General features: G+C 57.5%; 25 protein-coding genes and 1 tRNA gene. 9 read left to right on the top strand and 17 right to left on the bottom strand.

Going from position 1 to position 22,851, the window contains the following annotated elements:
- Positions 1–33: 33 nt before the first annotated feature.
- Together FPV09_RS09885 and FPV09_RS09880 are read right to left on the bottom strand one after the other, a co-directional pair.
- Positions 34–531: a ferritin-like domain-containing protein gene (locus tag FPV09_RS09885; protein WP_168194755.1), complete on the bottom strand. Its 498-nt coding sequence runs from the start codon at positions 529–531 to the stop codon at positions 34–36.
- 72 nt (positions 532–603) lie between these two features.
- Positions 604–1,965, bottom strand: coding sequence for a TldD/PmbA family protein (locus tag FPV09_RS09880; RefSeq protein ID WP_148883270.1), 1,362 nt, complete (start codon positions 1,963–1,965; stop codon positions 604–606).
- Positions 1,966–2,059: 94 nt separating this feature from the next.
- Between FPV09_RS09880 and FPV09_RS09875 the strand changes: the two genes are divergently transcribed.
- Both FPV09_RS09875 and FPV09_RS09870 read left to right on the top strand, forming a co-directional pair.
- On the top strand, positions 2,060–2,569 hold the full coding sequence (locus FPV09_RS09875; RefSeq protein ID WP_058939789.1) for a winged helix-turn-helix transcriptional regulator: 510 nt from the start codon (positions 2,060–2,062) through the stop codon (positions 2,567–2,569).
- The gene (locus FPV09_RS09870; RefSeq protein WP_148883269.1) at positions 2,566–2,820 is read left to right on the top strand and encodes a hypothetical protein; all 255 of its coding nucleotides are present in this window, start codon (positions 2,566–2,568) and stop codon (positions 2,818–2,820) included. Before FPV09_RS09875 ends, FPV09_RS09870 begins: the two co-directional genes overlap by 4 nt.
- Here the strand turns inward: FPV09_RS09870 and FPV09_RS09865 are convergent.
- From FPV09_RS09865 to FPV09_RS09855, 3 genes are read right to left on the bottom strand one after another with little or no spacing between them, the layout of a single operon-like run.
- Positions 2,817–3,266: a universal stress protein gene (locus FPV09_RS09865; RefSeq protein ID WP_058939791.1), complete on the bottom strand. Its 450-nt coding sequence runs from the start codon at positions 3,264–3,266 to the stop codon at positions 2,817–2,819. The two genes, FPV09_RS09870 and FPV09_RS09865, sit on opposite strands and share 4 nt — an antisense overlap.
- A 4-nt stretch (positions 3,267–3,270) precedes the next feature.
- The gene (locus tag FPV09_RS09860) at positions 3,271–4,557 is read right to left on the bottom strand and encodes an ArsB/NhaD family transporter (protein ID WP_148883268.1); all 1,287 of its coding nucleotides are present in this window, start codon (positions 4,555–4,557) and stop codon (positions 3,271–3,273) included.
- Between the two features lie 13 nt (positions 4,558–4,570).
- On the bottom strand, positions 4,571–5,122 hold the full coding sequence (locus tag FPV09_RS09855) for a universal stress protein (RefSeq protein WP_058939802.1): 552 nt from the start codon (positions 5,120–5,122) through the stop codon (positions 4,571–4,573).
- Between the two features lie 175 nt (positions 5,123–5,297).
- Between FPV09_RS09855 and FPV09_RS09850 the strand changes: the two genes are divergently transcribed.
- Positions 5,298–7,235, top strand: a complete 1,938-nt coding sequence (locus FPV09_RS09850) for a S16 family serine protease (protein ID WP_148883267.1) — start codon at positions 5,298–5,300, stop codon at positions 7,233–7,235.
- A 23-nt stretch (positions 7,236–7,258) separates the two neighbouring features.
- Here the strand turns inward: FPV09_RS09850 and FPV09_RS09845 are convergent, their stop codons facing one another.
- Positions 7,259–8,365 carry a M20 family metallopeptidase gene (locus tag FPV09_RS09845; RefSeq protein ID WP_148883266.1) on the bottom strand — a complete coding sequence of 369 codons (1,107 nt, stop codon included), beginning with the start codon at positions 8,363–8,365 and terminating at the stop codon, positions 7,259–7,261.
- A 277-nt stretch (positions 8,366–8,642) separates the two neighbouring features.
- Positions 8,643–8,720, bottom strand: a tRNA-Ala gene (locus FPV09_RS09840).
- Positions 8,721–8,859: 139 nt separating this feature from the next.
- Here FPV09_RS09840 and FPV09_RS09835 point away from each other — a divergent pair.
- The gene (locus tag FPV09_RS09835; RefSeq protein ID WP_148883265.1) at positions 8,860–10,146 is read left to right on the top strand and encodes an NAD(P)-dependent malic enzyme; all 1,287 of its coding nucleotides are present in this window, start codon (positions 8,860–8,862) and stop codon (positions 10,144–10,146) included.
- Here FPV09_RS09835 and FPV09_RS09830 read toward each other — a convergent pair.
- The 6 genes from FPV09_RS09830 to FPV09_RS09805 all read right to left on the bottom strand — a co-directional run bounded on the left by FPV09_RS09830 (position 10,118) and on the right by FPV09_RS09805 (position 15,466).
- Positions 10,118–10,642: a FumA C-terminus/TtdB family hydratase beta subunit gene (locus FPV09_RS09830; RefSeq protein ID WP_148883264.1), complete on the bottom strand. Its 525-nt coding sequence runs from the start codon at positions 10,640–10,642 to the stop codon at positions 10,118–10,120. The genes FPV09_RS09835 and FPV09_RS09830 overlap by 29 nt on opposite strands.
- Positions 10,633–11,487 (bottom strand): fumarate hydratase, encoded by an 855-nt coding sequence (locus FPV09_RS09825; protein ID WP_148883263.1) that lies wholly within the window; start codon positions 11,485–11,487, stop codon positions 10,633–10,635. Before FPV09_RS09825 ends, FPV09_RS09830 begins: the two co-directional genes overlap by 10 nt.
- A 34-nt stretch (positions 11,488–11,521) precedes the next feature.
- Positions 11,522–12,799, bottom strand: a complete 1,278-nt coding sequence (locus FPV09_RS09820) for an ATP-binding protein (RefSeq protein ID WP_148883262.1) — start codon at positions 12,797–12,799, stop codon at positions 11,522–11,524.
- Between the two features lie 160 nt (positions 12,800–12,959).
- The gene (locus FPV09_RS09815; protein WP_148883825.1) at positions 12,960–13,874 is read right to left on the bottom strand and encodes a hydroxyacid dehydrogenase; all 915 of its coding nucleotides are present in this window, start codon (positions 13,872–13,874) and stop codon (positions 12,960–12,962) included.
- 13 nt (positions 13,875–13,887) lie between these two features.
- On the bottom strand, positions 13,888–14,535 hold the full coding sequence (locus FPV09_RS09810) for a TIGR00153 family protein (RefSeq protein ID WP_148883261.1): 648 nt from the start codon (positions 14,533–14,535) through the stop codon (positions 13,888–13,890).
- Between the two features lie 16 nt (positions 14,536–14,551).
- On the bottom strand, positions 14,552–15,466 hold the full coding sequence (locus FPV09_RS09805; RefSeq protein WP_148883260.1) for a 2-dehydropantoate 2-reductase: 915 nt from the start codon (positions 15,464–15,466) through the stop codon (positions 14,552–14,554).
- Between the two features lie 53 nt (positions 15,467–15,519).
- Here FPV09_RS09805 and otg point away from each other — a divergent pair, with 53 nt between their 5' ends.
- Both otg and FPV09_RS09795 read left to right on the top strand, forming a co-directional pair.
- Positions 15,520–16,056 carry a methylated-DNA--protein-cysteine methyltransferase gene (otg, locus tag FPV09_RS09800; protein ID WP_148883259.1) on the top strand — a complete coding sequence of 179 codons (537 nt, stop codon included), beginning with the start codon at positions 15,520–15,522 and terminating at the stop codon, positions 16,054–16,056.
- Positions 16,032–17,060 (top strand): tetratricopeptide repeat protein, encoded by a 1,029-nt coding sequence (locus tag FPV09_RS09795; protein ID WP_148883258.1) that lies wholly within the window; start codon positions 16,032–16,034, stop codon positions 17,058–17,060. The genes otg and FPV09_RS09795 overlap by 25 nt, the downstream gene beginning before the upstream one ends.
- A 7-nt stretch (positions 17,061–17,067) precedes the next feature.
- Here FPV09_RS09795 and FPV09_RS09790 read toward each other — a convergent pair whose 3' ends face one another.
- A complete protein-coding gene (locus FPV09_RS09790; RefSeq protein ID WP_246112262.1) occupies positions 17,068–17,280 on the bottom strand; it encodes a hypothetical protein in 213 nt (70 codons plus the stop codon).
- A 58-nt stretch (positions 17,281–17,338) separates the two neighbouring features.
- Here FPV09_RS09790 and FPV09_RS09785 point away from each other — a divergent pair, with 58 nt between their 5' ends.
- Positions 17,339–17,674, top strand: a complete 336-nt coding sequence (locus tag FPV09_RS09785) for a nascent polypeptide-associated complex protein (protein ID WP_058939900.1) — start codon at positions 17,339–17,341, stop codon at positions 17,672–17,674.
- Positions 17,675–17,713: 39 nt separating this feature from the next.
- On the opposite strand, the gene FPV09_RS09780 is transcribed toward FPV09_RS09785, so the two are convergent.
- Together FPV09_RS09780 and FPV09_RS09775 are read right to left on the bottom strand one after the other, a co-directional pair.
- Complete coding sequence (locus tag FPV09_RS09780) at positions 17,714–18,085, bottom strand: carboxymuconolactone decarboxylase family protein (RefSeq protein ID WP_245610478.1); 372 nt, start codon at positions 18,083–18,085, stop codon at positions 17,714–17,716.
- A gap of 54 nt (positions 18,086–18,139) precedes the next feature.
- Entirely contained in the window at positions 18,140–19,678 is a 1,539-nt protein-coding gene (locus FPV09_RS09775) for a hypothetical protein (protein ID WP_246112346.1), read from the bottom strand.
- A gap of 161 nt (positions 19,679–19,839) precedes the next feature.
- Here FPV09_RS09775 and hflX point away from each other — a divergent pair, with 161 nt between their 5' ends.
- Positions 19,840–21,150, top strand: a complete 1,311-nt coding sequence (hflX, locus tag FPV09_RS09770; protein WP_148883257.1) for a GTPase HflX — start codon at positions 19,840–19,842, stop codon at positions 21,148–21,150.
- On the opposite strand, the gene FPV09_RS09765 is transcribed toward hflX, so the two are convergent.
- Positions 21,106–22,068 carry an inorganic phosphate transporter gene (locus FPV09_RS09765; protein ID WP_148883256.1) on the bottom strand — a complete coding sequence of 321 codons (963 nt, stop codon included), beginning with the start codon at positions 22,066–22,068 and terminating at the stop codon, positions 21,106–21,108. The two genes, hflX and FPV09_RS09765, sit on opposite strands and share 45 nt — an antisense overlap.
- 223 nt (positions 22,069–22,291) lie before the next feature.
- Between FPV09_RS09765 and FPV09_RS09760 the strand changes: the two genes are divergently transcribed.
- Entirely contained in the window at positions 22,292–22,849 is a 558-nt protein-coding gene (locus FPV09_RS09760) for a pyruvate/ketoisovalerate ferredoxin oxidoreductase subunit gamma (protein ID WP_058939904.1), read from the top strand.
- The last annotated feature ends 2 nt before the right edge of the window (positions 22,850–22,851 follow it).

Raw genomic sequence — 22,851 nt, 5'->3', positions numbered from 1 at the left:
AGAGTTCGAAGGGGAATTTAAAAGGTATTCTGCTCACTCTCCAATGACCTCGTTGTACAGCCCGAGGAGCCGCTCGTAGGCGTTTTCCTTTATTGCGGCCAGCTCCCCAAAGAGCGCCGCAACCTCCTCATCGCCCGCCATCCTCTGGAGCTTTCTGTAGATATCCCTGCCTATTGCCTCGGAAATCAGGGCCAGTGCCAGGGCGTTTTCGACGTCCCCCACCCTCATCATCTCATCACACACCGGCAGGGTGTCCAGCGGAGGGGCATTGAACTCCAGGGGTTTCATACCGGGATAGAGCCTCTCGAACAGCCCAGACATCTGGGCCGCGTGCTTCCTCTTCTCCCCCGCCAGCTGCAGGAACTCGTCGGCAAGCATTCCTTCAACGCGCTTGGCCAGCCACTCATAGGTCTCGGCCCCGCACTTCTCGTTGCATATGGCGTAGCTGAGGAGCTCGTACCCGTTCAGGTTCTTCAGCAGAATCTCCACATCTTGTATAATATCAACGTCTATCGCCATTTTCGTCACCATACATAAAATTGAAGGTTGATGTATATACGCTTTGCTTTCAAGTCTCGCGAATCCAAAACAGAAACCCATCCTTCAGCGAAGCCCACCCACCAGAGCCCTCGTGAGGACGTGCGGGCCGCCGTCGTCAACCGGAACCCACTGCCCCTTACCGCAGTAGCCCGGAAAATCGACCTTCAGGTCGTTCCCGATGGCGCGGATGTTTTTCAGGACGTCGAGTATGCTCCCGGACAGGGCCACATCGCGAACCATCTCCTTCACCTCGCCGTTTTCAATTACATAACCCTCCCTCGCGCCGAAGGTGAAGGTGCCGCCGGCGGTATCAACCTCGCCGCCCTTGTCGCCGACCATGTAGAGGCCGTTCTTAACCTCCTCGACCATCTCCTCAAAGCTCCAGTCGCCGGGCTCAACGTAGGTGTTGCTCATCCTCACGAGGGGCTGGTAGTTGTAGCCCTGGGCACGGCCGTGGCCGTTCGGCTCGAGGCCGAGGAGCGCGCTCGTCTCACGGTCGTTGAGGTAGTTCACCAATACCCCGTCCCGGATTATCTCGACGCGCCTCGCCCTGATGCCCTCGTCGTCGTACACGTAGGAGCCAAACCTGCCGGGCAGCGTCGGGTCATCAACGACCGTGAGCCCCTCAACGGCTATTCTCTCCCCCAGCCTGCCCGCGAGTATGCTGTCGCCGTTCTTGACGGCGTCCGCCTCGGCGGCGTGACCAAGGGCCTCGTGGATGAAGACTCCGGTAAGCTCCGGGTCCATTATCACATCGAACTCGCCCGAGGGCGGCGAGCGGGCGTGGAGGAGAGAGACGGCTTTTTCCTTAATGAGGTCCGCCCACCGGGGGAAGTCTATTCCCTCCAGCAGCTCCCAGCCAGCCGTCCCGCCGAAGCTCTTCCAGTAGCCCTGCATCTCGCCGTTCTCCCTGGCAGTAACCGAGAGGGCGATTCGAAGGCGAGGGGTCACCGTCTCTATCTCGCTTCCCAGGGAGTTGAAGTAGAAGGTCTCCTTGAGACCGTCCCCGTAGTGGACGCGCCTGCTTGAGATGGCATCCCCGCTCAAAAGGGAATCGATCTCCTTCACCAGGGCGAGCTTGTCCTCGATGTCGATGTCCGTGAAGGGCTTTTTAACACCGATCGCCGCCCTGTCCTTCACGGGGTCACCGAGGTAAATCTCCGATTTCCCTCTTGAGAGCCTCGCAATTTTCATCGCCGTTTTTATAGCGTCCTCCGCCCGTCTCATGTCGTTCGCGCTGGAGAAACCCCAGGCGCCGTTGAACGCCCTGACACCTATTCCCATCTCGGTGTTGAGGGAAAGCTCCTCCAGATGGCCGTTCTGCATGCCGAGATGGGCTGCCGTGACACGGGTTATCCTGATCTCATAATATGGTATACCGTAACGTCCCGCCAGTTCCTCGGCCTTTCTCACCAGTTCCTCCATACGCACACCGATGGACATAAAAGGGAGTTCCTTTATATGGGTTGTCATAGAGGACGGGTATAGATGGATGAACCACAGGGTTTAAGGGTTGGCCATGGAGCGACGTAACGAGATACTCGAAACTATCACGGACAAGCCGGGGATAACCTTCCGGGAGCTGGCAAGGGAGCTCGGGATAGGAATAGGCGACCTGCAGTACCATCTCCGGAAACTCGAAAAGGAGGGCAGGGTGTTCTCAAGGAAAACGGGCAAGAGGCGCTACCTGTTCCCGAAGGGCTTTGAGGAGAAGGCACAGAGGTTGCTCATAGCCATATCCACTGAGACGAGGAGAAGGATACTACTGCTCCTCATGGAGGGGCCGAAGAACCAGAAGGACATGGCGAGGAGCCTTGGACTCAGCCAGCCGACGGTGAGCTACCACATGAACGAACTGATAAAGCTCGGTGTCGTGACCGCGGAGAAGGAAAGCAGGAGCGTCATATACACCCTCTCCTACGATCCCGAGCTGATAGCAAGGCTGATAAAGGAGTACCGGCCGAGCCTGTGGGAGAAGCTGGCCGACAACCTGATAGACCTGCTGACGAGCGTGGGTGATGGAGAATGATGGAAACCCTACTCGCTATCATGGCGCTGATCCTTGCGCTGACGCTGGCGGGAATCTCATTCATCGCGTACAGGAAGAGCCATCTGCGCCCGGCAATGTACCTGGTGATAGCCTTCCTCCTGCTCGCAATCAAAAAGACGATAGAGACCGCCAAACTGGCGGCGTGGATAGAGCGGGACGTGGGGCTGGTGGTGGGCGCCCTGGAGGTGGTCGTTCTGGCCCTGCTGATGCTCTCTCTCTGGAGGCGCTAACGAACCACCATGACCGGGGGGCCTATCAGACCGACTACCTCCTCGAGAAGGCTCCCTATCCTCGTTTTTCCGCTCCTGCCGTAGGCACCCATGACGACCAGACTGTAGCCCCCGGAGTTGGCCTCTTCGAGGATCTTTTCCTTGGCAGAACCCTCGACTATCCTGAAGGAGCAGTTCACGCCCTCCTCCTGACAGAGCTCCAGGAGGTTCGTCATCAGGTGCTTGATGCTCCTCTTCATGTCCTTCCATATCTCCTCCTCAAACCTCTCAACCTCCGAGAGGTTCTCGCTGAACATTCCCAGGTTGAAGGCCATGGCCCTGGCTTCCCTCCTGTCCAGGACCGAGAAGAGTATGACCTTTCCCCTCTTCTTCTTGGCTATGGCGATGGCGTGAAGCGCCGCCTTCTGGCTCCACTTCGAACCATCAACGAGGACGAGTATCCGCATGACATCACACCCCTATATACCTTATCCAGAGCAGCCCCAGTCCTATAGCAACGGTGACGAACATTATAACAAGCCCAACCTTGAGGAAGTCCATAAACGTTATCCGAACGCCCTCCCTGCTGGCGATACCGATGACAACCACGTTGGCGCTCGCACCTATTGCAGTTCCGTTGCCGCCGAGGCAGGCTCCGAGGGAGAGGGCCCACCAGAGCGGGTAAACGTTCATCGAACTCCCCATTGCCTTTATGAGGGGTATCATCGCCGCAGTGAGGGGGATGTTGTCCACTATGGCGGAGGAGACCGCGGAGAACCAGGTTATTATAATCAGCGCCTCGCCGGTGTTCCCGATGTATCCCAGTATCCAGCGGGCAACCCCGTCGATGATGCCGGTCTCCACGAGGGCACCGACGAGTATGAAGAGGCCCATGAAGAAGAATATTGCCGTCCACTCGACCTTTTCGAGTATCTCCTCCGGGTCCATCCCGCTCCACAGGAGGAGAACGGAGGCGCCGGTGAGGGCAACGACTGCCGGCTCAATCCCAAGCCGATCGTGGATGAAAAAGAGCATGACTACCCCGAGTATAACCGCCACGGACTTCTTGAAGAGGGAGTAGTCCCTTATGGCATCCGCCTCATCGAGCTCACCAAGGGTCGAGAGTATCTTGTCCCTCTTGGCGTCGCTGATCTTCATGGCCTTCCTGTAGACCAGGTAGATTATCCCGAGGGAAGTGAATAGGTCCACGAGCGCTATTGGGCCCATGTTGAAGAGGAACTCGTTGAAGCTCAGCCCGGCCGCGGAGCCTATCATTATGTTGGGGGGATCACCAATGAGGGTGGCAGTTCCACCTATGTTGGAGGCGAAAACCTCCGCCAGGAGAAACGGGACAGGATTGATGTCCATTAGGCGCGTTATGTAGAGGAGCATCGGGGTCAGGAGCAGGACGGTTGTAACGTTGTCAAGAACCGAGCTTATGACGGCGGTGACGACGGAGAACAGCAGAAGAACCTTCATAGGACTCCCCCTGGCAAACTTGGCGGTCTTTATGGCTATGAACTCGAAGAGACCGCTCTCCTTGGAGGTGTTGACGATTATCATCATGCCGATGAGGAGGAAGAGCGTGTCGAGGTCGAGGTGTTCGGGAAGCGCTTCCCACGGCACTATGCCGAGGAACAGCACCACGGCCGCACCGAAGAGGGCCGCGACCGTTCTGTGAACCCTCTCGCTGATTATCATGGCGTAGGTTACCAGGAACACTGCGACGGCTATTCCTGCTGCGATGGTCTGCTCCATGGTCACCACCCAACTAGTAGATTATAACCGGGCTCTCAAGATGCTGGACTATCTTCAGAACGACGGGGCTCACGGGGGACGTCTTGGTGACCTCCGAGCCGTAGCTCCTGGACACGACGAGGAGGTCGAAGTTCTCGTTCTCCATGAGTCTTATGACGTCGTCACTCTTGCTCCCTATGAACTGCCTCCGCTCTATTCTAAGGCCCAGCTCCTCAAGCCTCGGAGCTATTTTGAGAACGAGGGCTCTGGCAAATTCCATTTTGGCACTTCTAAGCTTTTCAGCCTCCTTCCTGCCAAGGGTCTGCTCAATGAGCGCCAGGGTCCGTTTCTCCGAGATGTAAACGAGCGTCACGGACGCACCGCTGTAAGCGCTTAGCGTGTCGTAGAGCTCCTCCGGTATCTCGCTGGAGAATCTGTCGATGGGGATCAGAATCGAACGAACCTCCGGAAGCACGAACTCCTCAGGAAGGAGCAAAAACTCCCGGTACCTCCGGGTTATCTCCTCGTACCTGTCCGCGGCGATGTTCTGGAACTTCCTCTGGATGAGCTTGCTGAATATGTCCATTCCCATCCCCACCTTCTGAAGGAAGAAGAGGAATATATAAGCTTTTTCTGGCTCCCTGCCCATCTCAAGGGGCCGGACTCTGAAAAGAAAAAAGGTCACCCAAACGAGATTTCATTAAACGGATGAACCACAAACCCTTTATTAAAAGCCGCAGAGATGAGTGCGGGGTGAGAGTATGAAGCGAACAGCGGCCGTGCTTCTCATAGCCCTGCTGATTCTGCCGTTCGCAGGATTTGCAGCGGCCCAGTGTCCAGGAGAGGGACACACGGTTGTTCTGAAGGCACCGGCAGTCTCAAAAACTTCCAACGGAGAGCTCATCGGAGTGGCCACGGACTTCGTGATAACAGTCGCGCCTGGAACGGGACACGTCTACGTGGAGACCTGGCCCCTGGCGGAGGTAGATATGCAGGCCAGCGCGAGGCTTGCCGCCCAGATAGCGGGCAAGGTTCTCGGCGTGGATATGAACAAGTACGACGTCTTCATTCAGATAAAAGCCGATTCTCCAATTATCGGCGGCCCATCGGCCGGGGGAACCATGACCGTCGGAATAATCGCGGCCCTCAAGGGATGGAAGGTCAATCCAAAGGTCATGATGACGGGAATGATAAACCCGGACGGCACCATCGGCCCGGTTGGCGGCATACTGGAGAAGGCATCCGCCGCCCACGGCGTCGGGGCCAACGTGTTCCTCATCCCCGAGGGACAGCGGGTTCAGTACGTCCAGGAGACCCAGAAGAAGGAGATAGGGGGCATAGTGGAGATAAACACCCAGACGAAGAAGGTGGACGTGGTAGATTACGCAAAAGAGCGCTGGGGTCTGACGGTTATTGAGATAAAGGACATATACGACGCCGTTTACTACTTCACAGGGCGCAGGATACCGAGGCCCGAGGCCCCCTCCTACGTCAGCGTCGATACGTCATTCCTCAGAGACGACGCTCTGAGCGACTACGACAACACTACCGCATACTACAGGGAGACCCTCCAGAAGCTCAAGGACAGCGACGTCAGCTACGCGACGTACACCACACTGATGGAGGCCCTGAACCAGGCCAGTGTCGTCCTCAACCAGTCCAAGGAAGCGATCGATGACGGTATGTACTACACCGCACTCAGCAAGGACTTCCAGGCAAGGATAATGATACGGCACGTTGACTGGTACCTGGACGTGAAGTCCCAGGACGATGTTCAGAGGCTCCTCAAGATCGCGGGGAGCCAGATAAACGCATCGGAAAGCACCGTCTCTGGGATAACCATAAAGGGCGTCACGATGCTCCAGGCCGTGGCGGCCGCGGAGGAGAGGGTGGAGCAGGCCAAGGGGCTACTTGATGAGGCGTGGAAGTACTACTACAGCGGCGACTACTGGGACGCCGTGGGTGATGCCGCATACGCCTACGAGAGGGCCAAAACCGCAGAGCTATGGGCGCACCTTGGGGAGAGGTTCGCCGGAAAGGACGAGATAAGCAGAGAGGTCGTCAAGGCCACAGCGAGGGACTACATCGACGAGTCCAACCTCATCGTGACCTACATCGAGTCGATGTACGGCACCGTTGGGGGCGACCTCAGCCAGAGTATCCAGCAGGCGGAGCAGTACTACGAGGACGGCAAGTACTCGGCGGCACTCTTCACGGCGATGGAGGCGCGAGTGAGGGCGCAGGTTTTCCTCGACACGCTGGGTATAGACAACCGGAGCGTGCTGATTGACAAAATGAAGGCAATGAAGGACGACGCTAAGACGGCCATAGGGGTGGCCCAGAGCCAGGGCGTCACGCCCGTCCTCGCGATGGCCTACTACGAGTTCGCCGAGAGCTACGAGAAGAGTGCGGAGGAGAACGGAAGTATCGAAGACCTGCAGACCGCGATGATATTCTACCAGTACGCCAGGGAGACGGCCGGCCTCTTCCTCAGCGCGCCGTCCCAGCAGACCCCACTGCCCCAGGACAACTCAACCGACGTACCGCAGATAATCATACCCCCCGGCGCGTCCACTCCGACCGATGGCTCCACCAGCACCCGGTCGGAAGGTACGTCGGAAGGACTCCCCGCCGCGGTCCTGGCGGCAGCGGCAGTGGGGGCGTTCCTGGTCGGTGCCCTAGTTGGAAGAAAGCTCTGACCACCACTTTCTTTTTTAGGCAGTTAAACCAGCGCTTTCAGGAATTCAACGTAGACGCGCTTTACCCTCTTCAGGGATTCAACGCTCACCCACTCGTCGCTCCCGTGCCAGTTGCCACCGACCGGTCCATAAACCAGCGTCGGCTTGTTGAGGTAAGTTCCAAAGTAGTTGAAGTCCCCCACGCTCCGGCCGTAGATTATCTCGGGCTCCCCGCCAAGGACGGCCCTGTGGGCGGACTTGAAGATGTTCACAAAGCGGTCGTTCTCCCTGACGACGTAGGGGAGCATATCCGGCGTCGGTCTCTCAAACTTCGAGACCCTGATGTCCCCCTTCAGCTTTATCCTCCCCGCAAGGTTGAGAAGCTCGGAGCTGACCCTCTCCCAGTCCTCACCGATGACTATGTGCCTGTCTATTATCGCCCTGGCGTAGTCCGGGACGCTCAGGCCGTCGGCGGAGCCCTCAATACTAAGGGTGCAGTACGAGCCTGCCCCCAGCTTCCTGTGGTTCCTGAAGCGTATCTTCCAGAGTGAGCCGACGAACCTCCCCAGCTCCTCTATGGCGTTGAGCCCCTCGTGTGGCCTCGCCGCGTGAGCCTTCTTCCCGAAGACCTCCACCTGAACAACGAAGCGCCCCCTCGCACCGAGCATGAGCCGCTCGTTCGTCGGTTCAGCGACGAGAACAACGTCAGTCCTGTCCAGCTTCCCGCTTCGTATCAGCTCCCAGGCACCCCTGGAGTAGCCCTCCTCATCGACGACTGCGGTGAAGATCACGGTGGGCCGCTCCTTTCGGGGAAGCTCTGCCATCTCAACGAACGCGGCCAGGAGCGCCGCAAGGCCCGCCTTCATATCCGCACTGCCCAGGCCGTAGAAGCGGTCGCCCTCCAGCTCTCCCTTGGGATTCTTCGTCCAGCCGGGGGACAGGTTGACGGTGTCCATGTGGCCGTTCAGAACGACGGTGTAGCTCCTCCCAGGAAGATGGGCTATCACGTCGCTCCCAAAGCCCTCAACGGGAAGGAGCTCTACATCAAAGCCGTGCTCCTCGAGAAACGAAGCGATGAATCGGGAGATTTCCTCCTCTTTCCCAAACGGGGAGCTTATGGACACCAGTTCCTTCAGGAGATCAAATTCCATATAACCCTCACCGAATGATAAAAACGACAAAGTACTTAAGTAATTTTCCCCAATGACATTGAACAAAATTTGACCAAAGTCCCAGTTTTTTTCAATAAATGCCAAAGAAATCCCTGAATTTCACGGGACAGTATTATACCTCTATCAAGGCGAGTACTAAGCCCACAGCACCCACGAACGGATGTGTCTCCGTTCAATATGCTATCGCGTGGAGCGGTAGATGCGGCAGGTGAAACCAGAAACGGCGAGTGTATTAAAAACAGGAAGGTTTGTTTTCTGGTGGACCGGGCGGGATTTGAACCCGCGGCCTCCGCCTTGCGAGGGCGGCGCTCATACCAGGCTGAGCTACCGGCCCACACCCGGTATTAGGAACCGGCCCTTGGGTTTAAAAGCTTTTGGTTCCTTCAGCTTCTTCTGTTTCCATATCAATGTCAAAGACTTAGAATCACCAAAGCCCTTTTAACTCATACATGCCAACAAACCCCGGTGGTTAGATGGACCCCCTAACGTTTCACAGGGACAACTTCATAGGGAACGGAAAGATAGAGGTAATACCCAAGGTTCCCCTCACGGGAGAGAGCCTCAGCCTCGCGTACACGCCAGGCGTAGCGGAGGTTTCGCGAAGGGTAAGGGAAAATCCCGAGGACGCCTTTGAATACACCAACCGGGGGAATACGATAGCCGTCGTGAGCGATGGAACGCGGGTCCTGGGCCTCGGGGATACAGGGCCCCTCGGGGCACTCCCGGTCATGGAGGGGAAAGCTTTGCTCTTCAAGGCCTTTGGGGGAGTTGATGCGTTTCCCCTAGTGGTGGACGAGAAAAACCCGGACCGCCTCATCGAAGTTATAAAAGCTGTTTCACCCTCCTTCGGGGGAATCAACCTCGAGGATATCTCCTCCCCAAAATGCTTCTACATCCTTGAGAGGCTGAGGAAAGAGCTCGAAATTCCCGTCTTCCACGACGACCAGCAGGGAACCGCGAGCGTCGTCCTAGCGGCGCTCATAAATTCGCTGAAGGTGGTTGGAAAGAAGCCTGGCGAAATCACGGTCGCGCTCTTCGGGGCGGGGGCAGCGGGATTCGCCACCCTCCGGCTGATCACGAAGGCTGGAATACCCCCTGGGAACGTCCGCGTTGTCGAGCTTGTGAACGGGGAGCCGAGGATTTTAACACCGGACCTTCCGCTTGAGGAGATCTTCCCATACCGCGGCGGGCTTCTTGAAAAGACCAACGCCGAGGGGGTTGAGGGGGGTCCGGAGGAGGCGCTGAAGGGTGCGGACGTGATGATATCGTTCACGAGGCCCGGGCCGGGGGTGATAAGGCGGGAGTGGGTAGCGGGCATGGCCGACGACGCAATAGTATTCCCGCTCGCCAATCCAACGCCGGAGATACTCCCGGAGGAAGCCAAAAAGGCGGGCGCAAGGATCGTGGCCACCGGCAGGAGCGACTACCTGAACCAGGTGAACAACCTCCTGGGCTTCCCGGCGATTTTCAGGGGGGCCCTCGACGTGAGGGCCAGAACCATAACGGACGGGATGGTCATCGCCGCCGCACTGGCCATGGCGGAAACAATCGAACCCAACGAGGACGAGATAATCCCCTCCCCGTTCCACCCCGACGTCCACCCGAGGGTCGCGAGGGCGGTTGCCGAGGAAGCGATGCGCGAAAACGTTGCAAGGATACACGTGAGCGGGGAAGAGGTGGAGGAGAGGCTGAGGCGCTGGAGGGAGTTCTACGAGCGGGAGATAGCGCCCCTCAACGACCGTAGAGGGAGCTACCGTTAGCGTCTATCGCCACCAGCAGCGGGAAATCCTTGACTTCAAGAACCCACACCGCCTCCGGCGTGCCAAGCTCGTCGAGCCAGAGCACCTCCCTGACGTTCTTTATGCTCTTCGCCGCGAGGGAGCCAGCCCCACCTGTGAAGGCGAAGTAAACGGCGCGGCCTTTAAAGGGCCCCGGATTCATCCCTCCCTTTCCAATTATCCCGCGGACGCCAAGGGAGAGAATTCCCTCAAGGTAGCGGTTCATTCTCGCGCTGGTTGTGGGGCCCGCCGAGACAACCTCATAGCCCCCACCACCTTTCCTTACCACAGGCCCGCAGTGGTAGATCACGGCCCCCTCAAGGTCGAAGGGAAGCTCCCTCCTCGCGGCGAGCTCCAGAATTCTCCTGTGTGCCGAATCCCTGGCGGTGTAAACTGTCCCTGAGAGGTGAACCACGTCGCCGGCCCTGAGATTCAGGACGTCCTCTTCACCCAGGGGAGTTCTCAGCCTCACTGCCAAACCTCAACCCTCCCGTCCGGCTTTATCCTGAGGAAAGCCCTCCTGTTGGCCCAGCACTGGACGACCAGACCGACCGGAAAGCTCGCGGGGTGCCTGTGGGCGACTTCGATTTTGACATCCAGCGCGGTGGTTTTGCCCCCCATACCCATCGGACCTATTCCGAGGGCGTTGACCTCCCCCAGGAGCTCGGCCTCGATTTTCGCTATTCTACCGTCGGGATTCCTCTCGCCCACCCTCCTGAGCAGGGCCCTCTTGGCCAGACTCAGCGAGAGGTCCGCGCCCCCACCGACACCTATCCCAAGTATCACCGGCGGACACGGCTTGCCACCGCATTCCCTGACCCGTTCAAGGACGAAGCGCTTCACCCCCTCCCATCCTTCGCCTGGGGTCAGCATCGCGAGGGCGGAGCAGTTCTCGCTGCCGCCCCCCTTGGGGAGGACGGCTATCTCGATTTCGCTCCCTTCAACCAGCTCCCAGTGAACCACCGGAACAAACCGGCCGGTGTTGTCCCCGGAGTTCTTCCCGTTCAGAACATCGACGGCGTTGGGCCTGAGCGGGACCTCCCGCGTCGCCCTCCTCGCCGCCTCGACTATCGCCCCCTCCAGCCCGCGAAGGTAAGGACTCTCAACCCCTGCCCTCACGAAGAACGTGAGCGTTCCCGTGTCCTGGCAGACGGGGATTGAGCCATCCCTCCCAATTTCTACGGCCTTCAGGATGTTTTCGAGGTTGAAGCGCGCCACCTCGCTCTCCTCAAACTCGTAGGCCTTTCTGAGAGCCGAAACAACGTCGTCCGGGATCCTCGTGACGGCCAGCCTTATCGCCTCGACGATGGCATCGGCAAGCAATTGGCATTCACCTGTCTAAAGGTTCGAGTCTTGATTAAAAAGTTTGACTTTTAAAATACAAAAGCCACCTCCAGAGCGGAATGAAACGTATCCTCCTGCCACCGACATCAAGCACGTCCTCATAGCCCCATGTGATAACGGTGCCCTCCTTCACTCCGAAATCTTCCAGGGCTTTCAGAAGGCTGCTCACTTCCCTGGAAGGAACCTCATCCCTCTCAGAAGCGTATGTAACCTGGATGAAGTTAAACTCCGAACCCCGTTTAAGCAGGAAATCAACTTCGTGACCTCCCACTGAGCGATAGTGATAAATCTCAAGGCTCTGTTCAAGGTAGCTCTTTCTCCTCAGCAGGTCGAGGAATACAGCGTTCTCCATCAGCCTGCCGATGTTCTCGGATACCTTCGGCACGACGGCGTTGAGCATTCCGGTATCGATCGCGTAGATCTTTTTATCACCCCTAAGAACTTCCTTCGGCTTGAAAGAGAACTTGGGAAGCTCAAAGAGTAGGTATGCAGATTCAAGGTACTCCACGTAGTTCTTCACCGTCTCGACGTTCCCGATTCCGAGGACGTTCTTCACCTTCCTGTATGTGAACCGCCCGGAGAAGTTCGAGAAGAGGTAGAAAGCAACCTCCTTCATCTCGCGGACGTTTCTAACGCCGTAGCGGACTATGACGTCCCTAGTGATGATGTCGTTGTAAAGGTTTACGAGGTACTCCCTGCCGAAGCGCAGGGCCTCCGGAAAGCCGCCGCGCTCGATATATTCAAGTAAAGCCCTCTTTATCCGCGCCTCGTCCTTTGTCGTCTTAACCTCCGGCTCAACTCCACTGTAGGCCAGAAACTCCCTGAACGAGAAAGGCAGGAGAGTGTAGCTCATATAACGACCGGTCAGATAAGTAGAAAACTCCCTCGAAAGCAGGCGGGCGTTGCTCCCGGTAACAACTGTAGGATAGCTCTCCCTTAAAGCTGAAACCATCCTCTCCCAGCCCTCTACCTCCTGAACCTCATCGAGGACTATGTAATCGAAGTCTCCAAAAAGCTCGTAGCCCGCCTGAACGAGTTTTTTGTAGTCCCCAATCAAAAAGCCCGCCATCGCGGGGTCTTCAAAGTTGGTGTAGAGTACCTTTCCCGGAAGGGTTGCCGAGAGAACGGATTTTCCGGAGCGTCTTGGTCCCGTTATTATGTGGGCCGTTGGGCTGAAGTTTTCCAGAATCTTTCCCCTCAGCTCCCGCTCGACGATGTTCTCCCTTTCGAGCTTCTCGCTCAGGGTCTCCCACTGGTCGGCCAAAACCCTCTTGAGTTCTTCAACGTTCATAGGACAAACTAGTTCAAACTCCCTATAAAGTTTACCACTATACTGGCAAACTTCTCATCAAAATCGTACCACCATACTGGTAAACTTTTCTAGCGAACTTTACCAGTATGCTGGTAAAGGTTTGCGAGAAGTTGAAGATGAACTAAAGGGAAGAAGGGCATCAGCCCTTCAGAACCTCGACTATCTGCTCCACGACCTGAACACCTGCCCTCATCTGGGCCTCGACGGTCGAGGCGCCGATGTGGGGGGTCAGGACAACGTTGTCGAGCTTGGTGAGCGGGTGGTCGGCCGGGAGCGGCTCCTCCTCGAAGACGTCGAGGCCGGCACCGGCAATCCAGCCTTCCTGAAGGGCCTTAACGAGGGCCTCCGTGTCAACGACGGCTCCCCTCGCCGCGTTTATGAGTATGGCGGTCGGCTTCATCAGCCTAAGCCTCTCCTCGTTTATTAGGTGGTGGGTAGCCTCGATGAGGGGAACGTGGAGCGTAACAACGTCGCTCTCCCTGAGGAGGTCCTCAAGGGAGGCGAAGGTTCCACCGACTTCCCTGGCCCTCTCTTCGTTCGGATAGGGGTCGTAGAGCAGGACGTTCATGCCGAGGGCGCGGGCTATCTTGGCGACCTCGTAGCCTATCCTTCCAAAGCCGACGACTCCGATGGTCTTGCCCTCAAGCTCGATTCCCATGGCCTGCTTCTTGGCCCAGGTTCCCTCGCGCATCTTCCTGTCGGCAAAGGCAACCTTCCTGGCCACGTTGAACATAAGCGCAACGGCGAGTTCGGCGACGCTCCTGCTGGATGCGCCGGGGCTGTTCACGACCTTTATTCCGCGCTCCTTGGCGGCCTCAAGGTCGATGTTGTCCAGACCGACGCCGGCCCTTCCGATGACTTTGAGCTTCGGGGCAGCCTCGATAACCTTGCGGGTCACCTTCGGCTTGCTCCTGACGACTATAGCCTCAACGTCCCCGACGAGCTCCAGAAGGCGGGCCTCATCGGGATACTCTTCGTAAACAATTTCAAAGCCTGCGTTCTTCAGAACGTCGATTGCCTTCTCGTGCAGCGGTGCCGCAACCAAAACCTTCACCATTTCCATCACCTCATCCTCTTCTCTTTATCGCCATGAGCATGACCTGATCCGACGCGTCCTCGGCGCGGTCGGCTATGTCACCTATCTTCGTCAGTATCTGGTTCCAGACGAGCTTTGCGTAGGTCGTAACGGTCTCGCTCTCAAAAACCTTGCCCTTGACGTCGTACTCAACCTCGTCGGCTATCTCCTCGGCATCCTCCACAGCCTTGGCCAGCTCTATCGCCCTGTCAACGTCCGAGTTCATGGCGTTCACCGCCTGAACGAGAACCCCGTAGGTCTCAACGGCGGACTCCACGAGCCTCAGGATCTCCGCCCTCAGCTCCTTCGGAACCTTCGGCTTGGCCAGTATGAGGGTGTGGGCCGCGCTCTCTGCGGCATCGGCGACCTGGTCAATGAGCTCGCTCAGCCTTACATAGTCCCCCCTGTTGGCGGGCAGAAAGGCACCCTCGTAGAGCATCGTCTCTATGCCCCTCCTGAGAGTGTCGGCCTTGCTCTCCAGCTGGTCAACCTCCCTCTCAAAGGCCCTGGCCCTCTCAAAGTCACCGTTGAGGTAAGCATCAACCAGCTCCCTGAAGGCAACAAGAGACTCGCTGACGACCTCAAGGTGCTCGTCTATGGCTTCAAAAACGTCGCTCTCCTTACCCCCAAATATGGGCATCTTCGACCCCTCCAGTCTAAACTTCACCGCCCGGTTTATTTAGATTTTCCTTGGCCTTGATCAGGGCCCACAAAAGCTCGTTTCTGGGGGCCTCCAGACCCACGGAGTGGGCGTACTCCACTATCTTTCCATGGATGTAGTCCACCTCGGTCCTCTTACCGCGCCGTATATCCTGGAGCGTTGAGTTGTAGTTCTCCCGTGTCCGCTCTATCGTATCCCAGAGGAGCTCCAGGGGGTGTATTTCGAACTCCACACCCAGCTTCTGGGCCACGAGGCACCCCTCGCGCGCCAGGTCCACTGACACCGCTTCGAGATAGGGGTCGTCCTTCAGCGCACCGTTCTTCACTTCCAGAACCGTCCCGAGGCCGTTGATGACGGAGTTGACTATGGCCTTCGCCCACTTCCAGCCGATAACGTGCTCCGTAACGGACGTTTCAAGGCCCGCAGCTCTGAAAACTTCGGCCACCCTTTCCACGAAGGGATCGGCCCCCGTCGGGTACCTCCCAATAACCGTGAGTCCGCGCCCGGTCCAGCGCACGTGGCCCCACTCAACGAGCATGGCACCGTTCGTGGTCACCCCGCCGATGACCTTTCCTGTAACCTTAAGGGCCAGCTCCTCGTTGCCGAGGCCGTTCTGCACGCTGAGTATCCACGTATCTGGCCCTATGCATCCCCTGGCGCACTCCAGGGCTACCTTCGTAGAGTACGACTTCGTGGCCAGAATCAGCAGGTCCGGTGGCTCATCCGGGGCGGTGAGGCTGGCCCGGGGATGAACCGTGAACTCCTCAACCCCCGAGACGTGCAGACCGTTCTCGTTTATCGCCCTCACCTGGTTTTCCCTTCCTATCAGGGTGACCTCGTTCCCCGCCCGCGAGAGGAGCGCGCCAAAAAGAGAGCCTATGCTTCCGGCCCCGAGCACGTAAATCTTCATCCCACCACCGCAACCGTTTAAAGCCCTACCCTTAAAGCGTTACCGATGGGATTATGTTGAGCGTTGAGAAGTTTCGGATAGCAAACAGGGACGTCTGGATAGCTGTGCTTTTTGAGGACGGGATTCAGGGGATAACCTTCGCGCTGGATGGGGAGCAGTTCGAGAGGAACCTCGACCGCCTCACGGGCTTTCTGAGGAAAAGGGGTGTGGACATCAGTACCGGACGCGGAAGGTCGGACTACCCCACCCTCGTCAGGGACGTCATCATCGGCAGGGTGGGCAACGCCGAAATTCTACCGGAGCTCTCCTTTGAGGGCGTAACGGCCTTTGAAAGGAGAGTTTACGAGTGGCTCACGAAAAACGTTAAAAGAGGGAGTGTTATAACGTATGGTGGCCTTGCCAGGGCCATTGGTACGTCACCGCGGGCCATAGGCGGGGCGATGAGGAGGAACCCCTACCCCATCGTTGTTCCCTGTCATCGCGTCGTTGCCCACGACGGCATCGGCTACTACACGCCACGACTGGACGAAAAGGTCTTCCTGCTCAAAATCGAGGGGGTGGAAGAATGGACAAGCTCAAAGCGTACCTGATCGGTTTCCTGATAGCAGTTGTAGCGATAGCCGCTGGAATAGTCTGGTACGGCGGCTGGAAGCTGCTGCTCCAGGTGATACTCACCCTCGGCTTCCTCGGCGTCACTCTGATGCTGCTCTTCTTCACCGGACTGACGCTCTACGCCGAGAGCTGGAAGTACGGGGCGATACTCGCGATATTCACCGCTGTGAGCGGCTACGGCCTCTACCTGAGCGCCACTTGGCGGAGCCTCAACGTCGTCGCCGGAATAATCGTCTTCTTCATAGCGATCGTCGCCTTTGGAATCTGGTACATCAGCGAACCCGATTTAAGTTTAACTGACCGCTTCCGCTCTGCCGAGAAGCTGGAGAGGGCGGGCAAGTACAAAGCCGCGGCAAGGAAGTACGAGAAGGCCGGTAACTACCTGAAGGCGGCCGAGATGTACGAGAAGCTCGGCTGGATGGAGAGCGCCGCCTGGGCCTACGAGAAGGCTGAGAAGTACGAGAAGGCCGCCGGGATATACGAGGCCCTCTACGACAAGGAAAAGGACACCTACTACCTGAAGGAGGCCCACGAGTACTGGAAGAAGGCCGGGAACATGGAGCGCGCGGCCAAGGCCCTCGAGCGCTACGCCGAGGAGGAGCCCTGGTTCTGGGAGGACGTGGCAAAGCTCTACGAGGAGCTGGGCAACGAGGAGAAGGCCAGGGAGGCATGGGAGAGGGCCCTGGAGTACTACCAGAAGGAGGCCGGGGAGGAGGGCATCTTTTACGAGGACGTCGGTAACATCGCCAGGAGGCTCGGGAAGGAGGAGCTCGCCAGGGAAGCCTACGAGAAGTTCCTTGAGTACTGCCTGAAGGAGGCGGAGCAGGACCCCATGTGGTGGAAGCACGTGGCTGAGGCCTATGACTACCTGGGCGAGAAGGAGAAGGCGGAAGAGGCCAGAAAGAGGTACGAGGAGTACAGGCAGAAGATCATGAAAGCCAACGAGGAAACCTCGAATTTCCCGGGGGAGAAAGAGGAGTAATCCCTGACTAGTACACCTCTCCCGTTTCCTCCAACTCTTCGAGTTCTTTCGCTATTTCCCTCTCCTTTTTCTCCGCGTACCGCTCCATCCAGTCGAAGAAGAGCCAGGCCGCTAGGAGAATCAGGGCTACCGCCAAGAAGCCGAATACAACCTGGAAATCCGTGGGAACGGTTCGAGGGATGTACGGCATGCTCCCCCCGGGAAGGATTTTGCGGAGCACCTGAAAAACTTTGCCAACCTTTTTAAAATCAGAGTGGAACTCTCCCCAGGTGGTAGCGATGATGGGGATGAACCCGCGGCAGATGAAGAAGCTCATGCGCCAGATGGGCATCAAGATGGAGGAGCTCGAGGGGGTTGAGGAAGTCATAATCAGGATGGAGAACAAGGAGATAGTCCTCAAGGAGCCGGTCATCACGATAATAACCGCGCAGGGTGAGAAGAGCTATCAGATCGTCCCGGGAAGTGAGGAGGTCAGGGCCATAGTAAGGGTCTCGGAGGAGGACGTCCAGCTCGTCATGGAGCAGACCGGCGTCGATTACGAGACGGCAAAAAAGGCCCTCGAGGAGGCCAACGGCGACCTTGCGGAGGCGATACTGAAGCTGACGGAGGAATGAGCCGGAACAAAGAAGAGAACAAAACGAAAACGTCGAGGTTCACTCCTCTCCCTTCTCCTTCTGGAAGGTCTCTATGGCCTTCATGAGCGGTATGAGGTGCATCAGGGCAGGACCACCGGCCATGAGAACCGCAACGAGACCCGCCTCGATAAGCTCCTCGGGCTTTGCACCGGCGGCCAGGGCCTTCTGAGTGTGGAGGTATATGCACCACTCGCAGCCCGCGGATATGCCGAGGGCGAGGGCTATGAGCTCCTTCTCGCGCGTCGTCAGGGCCTTGTTGTCGAGGGTCTCCCTGAGGAACCTCGAGAAGGCCGATATCTCCTTCGGGTGCTGTTTACCCAGCCTGTCGAGGAGCTCCTCTATCTCCCCAAGTTTGACGTTAACATCGTCGTAATCCATAGGGATCACCATATAAAGCTAAAAAAGGACTATCTTAAAGGCATTTCCAAAACGAAAGGTTCAGAACTAGGTGTGGACCACGACACCGCTCTGACGGAGGCGGAGGATGTCATCAATGACGTCTATGAGGGAAGCGATTATCTCATCGTACTTCCCGCCATCCATACCGTACACTGTTTTAAGCCGGTCTTTAAGCTCGAAAAGCAACTCCTCATCCAGATCCACGAGCCGCTGGGCCTCCCTGGCGAGGAACCTAAGCACAACCCCCCTGGCATCGTCCCGCTCAAGGAGCTGAAACATGACCCCCATTGTTGACCTTAGGAAGGCCTCATCCTGAACCTTATCGGTGATTCTGGAGAGGAGTTCCAGCGCACCCTCTATATCTCGTGGATGGGTCGATTTAAGGAGCACGTTAAGGAGGGACGCGAAAAACTTCTGGGTTCCCGGGTAAAGCGTGTAGATATCCGCCAGAACCTCCGCCGCGGTTTCCCTGGCCCACGGGTTTTTGCTCTTCAGAAACTCCCCCAGGACGGGCAGTATGCTGTAGGCATCGGAGGGGGTCAGGTACTGGGCAAGTCTGGAGACTATCCACAGGGCGTCCATTCTTCTGGTGTAGTCCTCGTCCTCCAGCATCCCGAGAACCCGGCCCATAACCTCCGGATCCATCTTGGCGAGTTCAGCCACAATCTCGGGTTTTCCAGCATCGAGAAGCCGGTCGATGTCTTTCGCGCTGTACTGACTGGCGGTCATGCTCTTTGTAAGGTCCTCAGTGTCCTTTATGGCCTTATCAACACCCGCTGACTTCTCAAGCTTTTCGAGGACCTGAGCCGCACGGATACCGAGTTTAACGTCTCCCCTGAGCCGTTTAATGCCGTTGATGGCCTTCAACTTATTTCTCATGCTGAGCTTGTCGGAGCGAGACAGAAGTCTGTCCATGGACATAACCGCCCTCTCGACAACGTATGGGTCTGGATGAGAAAGAAGGTCCGCCATCTTATCGAATACCTCGTTTAAAACCTTGGTGTCTTCAGTCTTGCTGGCCATCTCGGTCAGGGCAGTTATCGCGGCACCCTGGACTTCACGCTTTTTGCTTGAGCCTATGAGGGAGAACAGCCAGCCTATCAAACGATAGGCCAGCTTTGCAAACTTTGCACCCACCTTACCCAGTCCCTCTGAGGCGTATTCACTGAGTATCGGAATGCCTGATTTGATGACATCCATAAGCGCATCTGTGATTCTACCGTACTCCTCCTCAGTAAGCTGACCCCGCTCAAGAAGGGCGTTCAGAACCTCCAGCGCCTTGAGGGCAACCCTCTCATTATCGTCCCTAGTCAGGGAGATTATTCCATCCAATGCAGCGGAGAGCCGACTCTGGGAGAGTCCCTCTTCCCCGACCATGTCAAGAAGAACCTGAAGGGCGTTGGCCCTCACATGAGGGTTATCGTCCGACAGCAGCTCCAGAAGAACCTGAAAAGCGCTGTCGTACTCGGATGCAAGTTCACGAACCTCCTGCAGGTGCCAGGCCAGGAGGTCTTTACGCATACCCGCCTTGTTAACCACAAGCTCCCCGCCGCCTAAAGCCATCAAGGTCAGCCAATACACCATCAGCGTCACCCTGGAATATTAGATTACACTCCGATTTAAGGGTTCCCTCAACGCCCGCTACTCAAATCGAACCTGTCGTGCGGGAAATGGTGCCATAATCAAACATCAAACACAGCCGGGAGGCGCAAAACTATTAACCCCCAAAGAAAAGTGGGAACAGAATGAAGGCTATAGGCGTAATAAGAAAATCCAGGCGGGACAGGGTCAGCCGCGAGGAGTTCGAGGAGCTGCTGAGAAGCGCTGGCTATGAGGTAGTGGCGATACTCGAGCAGAACAGGGAGGAGCATCCGAAGTACAACATCGGAAAGGGGAAGCTGGAGGAGCTCAAGGAGCTGGTTCGGGAGCTGGAACCGGACAAGGTGGTGTTCGCCAACAAACTCAGTCCGAGCCAGGCGTACAACCTCTGGAAGGAGCTCCACATTGAAGTCATCGACCGCTGGCAGCTCGTTCTCGAAATCTTCGAGAAACGCGCCCACTCAAAGGAGGCCAAGCTCCAGGTGGAGCTGGCGAGCCTCCAGTACGAGGTTCCGCTCGTGAAGGAGGCCATCAGAAGGATAAAGCTTGGCGACAGGGCGGGTTTCAAGGGAATGGGCGAGTACCAGACCCGGCAGTACCTCAAGCACATCCGCTACCGAATGGGCCGGATAAGAAGGGAGCTGGAGAGGGTCAAAGCCGATAGAGAGGTGAAACGGAAGCGCCGCGAGGAGATCGGCTTCATACTGGTGGCGTTGGCAGGCTACACCAACGCAGGGAAATCGACCCTTCTCAACGCCCTCGCCGGGGAGGAGATAGAGGCGAGGAACCAGATGTTCACCACCCTGGACACGACGACGAGGCGCTTCAAGCTCGGCGGAAAGAGGGTTCTCGTCACCGACACGGTGGGCTTCATCGACGGCCTGCCGCCGTTCATAGTCGAGGCCTTCCACTCAACGCTCGAGGAGATAGTGAAGGCGGACATAATCCTGCTCGTCCTGGATGCGAGCGAGCCCTGGGGGGAGATAAGAAGAAAATTCATGGCGTCCCTGGGCGTCCTGAGGGAGCTGAAAACCCTGGACAGACCGATGGTGGTCGCACTCAACAAGATGGACCTGACCGGCAGGGAAGACGTCCGCGACAAGGCCGAGAGGGTGAGAGAGATAGCGGAGGAGAGGGGCATAAACCTCCGCCGTGTGGTGTCGATCTCCGCGAAGCTGGGGGAGCTTGAGGAGCTTTACGGTGCACTCGAGGATGCCGTGCTGACCCTGCCGAAGTACGGGGCCTTTGAGATAAGGGTGGGCGAGCCGGAGAAGGTGCCGGGGGTCATGGCCCTGATAAACGCCATCGGCGAGGTTCTAAACGTGGAATACGGCGAAGAGACCAGGATAGAGGCCTACATACAGACGGGGATGATAAAGGAGCTGACGAGGCTCGGCGTGGGGATACGGAGATTAAACCAGCCCCACAAGGGCGAAGGCCTTAAAGATGGCCAGTGAGAGTATCACTGCCGTGAGGGGGGTCGCGACCCACCCGAAGACTATATCCCTGATAACCGATTTCTCAACGCCCCGGCCGGCGAGGAGGCCCACTCCCACCACGCCCCCGACTATGGACTGGCTCGAGCTTACCGGAAGGCCGAAGAAGTTGGCGAGGCTGACTGCGATGGCGGAGCCAAACTGGGCGGCGAAGGCTGAGATCGGGCCAAGGGCTGTTATCTTCTTCCCAACGGTGTGCATCACCGCGTAGCTGAAGGTGAGGGCACCGAGGGAGAGCGCTATCGCCCCGAATATCCCGGCCACCTTCGGCTCCATGAAGCCCGCGCCGACGAGGGGTCCGGAGGCGTTGGCCACCTCGTTGGTTCCGAAGTTGAAGGCCATGTAGGAGCCGCCGAGTATCGCCAGGGCCTTGTAGAGGGATTCGACGGTCGAGACGCTCCTGATCCTCGACACCACCAGAGAATAGAACCTGTACAGAACTATCGCAAGCAGACCCGAGAGCACGGGGGAGACGACCCATGCGGCGGCGATTTTGGTGAGGGTGTACCAGTTCACAGGGGCGTGGGTGGCTAGGCCGACTCCGATGACGCCCCCGACTATGGCCTGGGTCGTGGAGACCGGGAGCCCCTTGACCGTCGCTATCGTGACCCAGACCCCCGCCGCGAGGAGGGCTATGACGGCCATCTCCATCGTGAGGTAGCCCTCCGGCACTATGCCCTTCCCGACGGTCTTCATAACCTTGTATCCCCTGAGGTAGGCCCCCATGAGGACGAATATTGCTATCGTGAGCGTGGCCTGGCGGAAGCTCAGTATTCCAGCCCCAACCGCGGTGCCCATGGAGTTGGCGGAATCGTTGGAGCCTATGTTCCAGGCAATGTAGAAAGCCACCGCAACAGCCGCCACCGCCAGGCCATCCATTTTAACCACCACTATATAGACTATATACCTGCGTGGGGTTTGCGGACTTAAAAATTTAGCGGGCGAACTTTTTTCGAGAAACGATGACCGCTTTTTACCATTGACGACTGACAACGTTCACGCCTACCCAAAGACAGCTGCCGAAGGGAGCTTAAGCCAATACCGAAACTTAAATAAATGCATTGGATGAATAAACTTTGACAAATTTAAGGAGGCAGAGAAGATGATCGAGATTCGTTTTCACGGTAGAGGTGGACAGGGTGCCGTTACCGCTGCCAACATACTAGCCTCAGCTGCTTTCCTTGAGGGCAAGTACGTCCAGGCGTTCCCGTTCTTTGGTGTTGAGAGGCGTGGAGCGCCGGTTACGGCTTTCACCAGGATCGACGAGAAGCCGATAAGGATCAAGACCCAGATCTACGAGCCGGACATAGTGGTCGTCCTCGACCCGAGCCTTCTCGACACCGTCGACGTTACCGCCGGTCTCAAGGACGGCGGAATAGTCATCGTCAACACCGAGAAGAGCAAGGAGGAGGTCCTTGAGAAGCTCAAGAAGAAGCCGGCCAAGCTCGCCCTCGTTGACGCCACCACCATAGCCCTTGACGTCCTCGGACTGCCGATCACCAACACCTCGATCCTCGGTGCGGTCTCCAAGGCCACGGGTGTCGTCAGCCTCGAGCACGTCCAGAAGGCCATCCAGGACGTCTTCTCCGGCGCCCTTGGAGAGAAGAACGCCAAGGCCGCAGAGGAAGCCTTCAACAAGACCGTCATCTACGAGCTCTGATC

Source organism: Thermococcus aciditolerans, assembly GCF_008152015.1.
Lineage (GTDB): Archaea > Methanobacteriota_B > Thermococci > Thermococcales > Thermococcaceae > Thermococcus > Thermococcus celericrescens.
The sequence above is the reverse complement of the archived record's forward strand: the minus strand, read 5'-3'. Positions and strand labels throughout refer to the sequence as shown.

What these genes read in the sequence shown, in the direction of transcription:
- FPV09_RS09885 (WP_168194755.1), bottom strand. Translation starts at nt 531, where the DNA reads ATGGTGACGAAAATGGCGATAGACGTTGATATTATACAAGATGTGGAG.
- FPV09_RS09880 (WP_148883270.1), bottom strand. Translation starts at nt 1,965, where the DNA reads ATGGAGGAACTGGTGAGAAAGGCCGAGGAACTGGCGGGACGTTACGGT.
- FPV09_RS09875 (WP_058939789.1), top strand. Translation starts at nt 2,060, where the DNA reads ATGGAGCGACGTAACGAGATACTCGAAACTATCACGGACAAGCCGGGG.
- FPV09_RS09870 (WP_148883269.1), top strand. Translation starts at nt 2,566, where the DNA reads ATGATGGAAACCCTACTCGCTATCATGGCGCTGATCCTTGCGCTGACG.
- FPV09_RS09865 (WP_058939791.1), bottom strand. Translation starts at nt 3,266, where the DNA reads ATGCGGATACTCGTCCTCGTTGATGGTTCGAAGTGGAGCCAGAAGGCG.
- FPV09_RS09860 (WP_148883268.1), bottom strand. Translation starts at nt 4,557, where the DNA reads ATGGAGCAGACCATCGCAGCAGGAATAGCCGTCGCAGTGTTCCTGGTA.
- FPV09_RS09855 (WP_058939802.1), bottom strand. Translation starts at nt 5,122, where the DNA reads ATGGACATATTCAGCAAGCTCATCCAGAGGAAGTTCCAGAACATCGCC.
- FPV09_RS09850 (WP_148883267.1), top strand. Translation starts at nt 5,298, where the DNA reads ATGAAGCGAACAGCGGCCGTGCTTCTCATAGCCCTGCTGATTCTGCCG.
- FPV09_RS09845 (WP_148883266.1), bottom strand. Translation starts at nt 8,365, where the DNA reads ATGGAATTTGATCTCCTGAAGGAACTGGTGTCCATAAGCTCCCCGTTT.
- FPV09_RS09835 (WP_148883265.1), top strand. Translation starts at nt 8,860, where the DNA reads ATGGACCCCCTAACGTTTCACAGGGACAACTTCATAGGGAACGGAAAG.
- FPV09_RS09820 (WP_148883262.1), bottom strand. Translation starts at nt 12,799, where the DNA reads ATGAACGTTGAAGAACTCAAGAGGGTTTTGGCCGACCAGTGGGAGACC.
- FPV09_RS09810 (WP_148883261.1), bottom strand. Translation starts at nt 14,535, where the DNA reads ATGCCCATATTTGGGGGTAAGGAGAGCGACGTTTTTGAAGCCATAGAC.
- FPV09_RS09805 (WP_148883260.1), bottom strand. Translation starts at nt 15,466, where the DNA reads ATGAAGATTTACGTGCTCGGGGCCGGAAGCATAGGCTCTCTTTTTGGC.
- otg (WP_148883259.1), top strand. Translation starts at nt 15,520, where the DNA reads ATGTTGAGCGTTGAGAAGTTTCGGATAGCAAACAGGGACGTCTGGATA.
- FPV09_RS09795 (WP_148883258.1), top strand. Translation starts at nt 16,032, where the DNA reads ATGGACAAGCTCAAAGCGTACCTGATCGGTTTCCTGATAGCAGTTGTA.
- FPV09_RS09785 (WP_058939900.1), top strand. Translation starts at nt 17,339, where the DNA reads ATGATGGGGATGAACCCGCGGCAGATGAAGAAGCTCATGCGCCAGATG.
- FPV09_RS09780 (WP_245610478.1), bottom strand. Translation starts at nt 18,085, where the DNA reads ATGGTGATCCCTATGGATTACGACGATGTTAACGTCAAACTTGGGGAG.
- FPV09_RS09775 (WP_246112346.1), bottom strand. Translation starts at nt 19,678, where the DNA reads ATGGTGTATTGGCTGACCTTGATGGCTTTAGGCGGCGGGGAGCTTGTG.
- hflX (WP_148883257.1), top strand. Translation starts at nt 19,840, where the DNA reads ATGAAGGCTATAGGCGTAATAAGAAAATCCAGGCGGGACAGGGTCAGC.
- FPV09_RS09765 (WP_148883256.1), bottom strand. Translation starts at nt 22,068, where the DNA reads ATGGATGGCCTGGCGGTGGCGGCTGTTGCGGTGGCTTTCTACATTGCC.
- FPV09_RS09760 (WP_058939904.1), top strand. Translation starts at nt 22,292, where the DNA reads ATGATCGAGATTCGTTTTCACGGTAGAGGTGGACAGGGTGCCGTTACC.